Source organism: Parvibaculum sp., assembly GCF_049672805.1.
In the GTDB taxonomy this organism is placed as follows: Bacteria; Pseudomonadota; Alphaproteobacteria; order Parvibaculales; family Parvibaculaceae; genus Parvibaculum.
On the sequence record NZ_JBATWS010000123.1, the window covers coordinates 1 to 2,590 of the forward strand.

The 2,590-nt window shown below is 57.4% G+C and carries 3 protein-coding genes; 1 reads left to right on the top strand and 2 read right to left on the bottom strand.

The genetic code is table 11. From position 1 onward, the window contains the following. On the bottom strand, positions 1-339 hold a 339-nt coding region (locus WBF74_RS03905), incomplete at its 3' end, for a glycosyltransferase family 2 protein (protein WP_424435462.1). A gap of 122 nt (positions 340-461) precedes the next feature. Between WBF74_RS03905 and lpxC the strand changes: the two genes are divergently transcribed. Next, on the top strand, positions 462-1,343 hold the full coding sequence (lpxC, locus tag WBF74_RS03910; RefSeq protein WP_424435465.1) for a UDP-3-O-acyl-N-acetylglucosamine deacetylase: 882 nt from the start codon (positions 462-464) through the stop codon (positions 1,341-1,343). A gap of 11 nt (positions 1,344-1,354) precedes the next feature. Here the strand turns inward: lpxC and WBF74_RS03915 are convergent. Beyond that, the coding region (locus WBF74_RS03915) for a flavin-containing monooxygenase (RefSeq protein ID WP_424435468.1) at positions 1,355-2,590 on the bottom strand (1,236 nt) is incomplete at its 5' end.

Sequence of the window (2,590 nt, forward strand, 5' to 3'; positions counted from 1 at the left end):
AGTGAAGTGGGTCTTCTCCTCCGTCAGCACGCGCTTCGTTTCCGCATCGCCGCCATGATCCACGACGATGAACTCGATATCCGGCCATGAATTATGCTGCCGGAAGGAGCGAAAAAGAGAGGTCAGAAGCTCGGCTCCGTTGAGCGTCAATATCACAATGGAAACGAGACCGGGCCGGGCTTTAGGGAATCCGTCCTTGAAAACACCGATGGGTGATGGCTCAACCGCACCCGTATGCGCGCTGTAAAATGCTTCCAGCGCCGCAATGTGGCTGCCGCGAGAGGCAATCAGACGTCCAACATCTTCAAGTTTTTCAGTGAGCCGGATAAGGAAGGACATGAGGCGGAATCAGCGTAACCAGTGAAAGAAGCCCTCGAAGCAAGCAGACCCCGCGGCAGATTTCGTATAGATTACAGACTTCTCGATACGAAGCATATTCAGTCGATATATGGGGTGACGGGATGCAGAGCGCTCCCGAAGGGTTCCGGGAAAAACAGGCCACACTGAAGAAGCCTGCGCATTTTAGCGGGATCGGCCTTCACACTGGCCGCAATACGAATGTCACCATCTATCCCGCGCCTGCAGGAACGGGCAGTCGCTTCCGCCGAGCAGACAAGCGCGGGCGAAGCGCAGAATTGCAAGCAGACTGGCGGCACTGCGTTGACTTTCCCCGCTGCACAATGCTGGGCGCAGAAAATGGCGCGAAGTTCCAGACCATAGAGCATCTCATGGCATCGTTCTTTGCGCTTGAGATCGACAACGCCATTGTCGAGATGGACGGTCAGGAAGTACCAATCCTTGATGGCAGTGCCCGCCCCATCATTGAGGCGATAGAGAAAGGCGGGATCGATGTACAGGATGCGCAGAGAAATTTTCGTCGGATCGAAGCACCGATTACCCTCACAGATAACCGGATATCTCTTGCCATCGAGCCTTACCACACCTTCGCCATAGACTATGCACTGGAGCTTCCTTATTGGAACACGCAGCACTGGTCAGGCGACATGACACCGCGCCGCTTCCGCGATGAAATCTGTTTCGCCCGCACCTACGGCATTCTCTCGGTAATCTGGCCCGCCCTCATACTCGGCAAGCTCCGCCTTATCCCGCTCGTGCGTGGTGCCTCGCTTAGCAATGCACTGCTGATGTACAAGGATCGTGTTCTGAACAAAGAAGGACTTCAGACGCCGGACGAATTCCTCCGCCATCGCATCCTTGATCTCGTCGGCGACCTCACGCTTGGCGGCGGCCCGATTATCGGCAAGGTCACGGCCTTCTGCTCAAATCACAAGCACAATCGCGCCTTGCTGCGGGAGATTGAAGAACGGAAAGCGGCGGCCTGAGCCGCCTCGCCTCACCCGCCCACCAGCGCATATTCGTTGAAATCGGGATGGCGCATCTGCCACCAATATTTGGCGGTGAAGCTCGACCAGTTATTTGTCACCTTGCCGTCCGCCGTCTTGTACCAGCTTGAGCAGCCTGCGGCCCAGACGGTTTTCTGCATGTCCTGTTGCAGCTCGCGGTTAAAGCTTTCCATCGCGGCGGGCTTCACATCCATGTAGCGCAGGCGGCTGCTTGCCAGTGCTTCGATGCACTGGCCGACATAGTTCACCTGACACTCGATCATGAAGATGATCGAGTTGTGGCCGAGATTGGTGTTCGGCCCATAGAGCATGAAAAAGTTCGGAAAGCCCGCCAAAGTCACGCCGCGATGTGCCTCTGCACCGCGCGCCCATACGGCATTGAGATCGGCATTGCCCCGCCCGGTAATTTTCATCGGCGCAAGGAAGTCAGTCGATTCAAAGCCCGTCGCATAGATGATGACATCGACCGGATGCGACACGCCATCCTCGGTGATGATCGCGTCCTCCGTTACCCGTGCGATATGGCTTGTTTCGACCGATACATTGTCCCGCGCAAGGGCGGGATACCAGTCATTCGTCAGCAGACTGCGCTTACAGCCGGCCGGATAGTCAGGAATGAGTTTCGCGCGAAGCTCCGGGTCCTTGATATGTGTCTCGATTTCCTTGAGCGCCGCCTTCTCAAAAAGCTTGCCGAAGAAGCTTCCCTGCACAAAGGCGAGATAGTTCCGCTCCAGCATCAGCCAGGTCCACCAGCGTTGCAGCCGTGCCAGCACAGGCATGGCACGGTAGAGCTTCTTCTCCCATTCCCGGAAAGGACGATCTGCCTTCGGCACGCACCAGTTCGGCGTGCGCTGGAAAATGGTGAGATGCCCCGCTTTCGGCGCGATCTCCGGCACGAACTGGATAGCGCTCGCGCCATTGCCGATCACGCCGACGCGTTTGCCGGCAAGATCAATATCATGGTTCCAGCGCGCGGAATGAAACGCCGCCCCCTTGAAGCTCTCCAGCCCCTCAATCTTCGGATAGGCAGGGCGGTTCAGCTGGCCAACGCCTGACACAAGCACCTGCGCGCTGAACGCAGCGCCGTCGGCGGCACGGATATGCCACAGCCCTTCCGCTTCGTCGAAATGCGCTTCCACGATTTCCGTGTTGAAACGTATATGCGGCAGCAGGCCATATTTGCGCGCGACGCCTTCAAAATAGGCGACGATCTCCGGCTGGGGCGC

Excerpts from the sequence above, each read along its gene's own strand:
- lpxC (WP_424435465.1), top strand. The coding sequence starts at position 462 with ATGCAGAGCGCTCCCGAAGGGTTCCGGGAAAAACAGGCCACACTGAAG.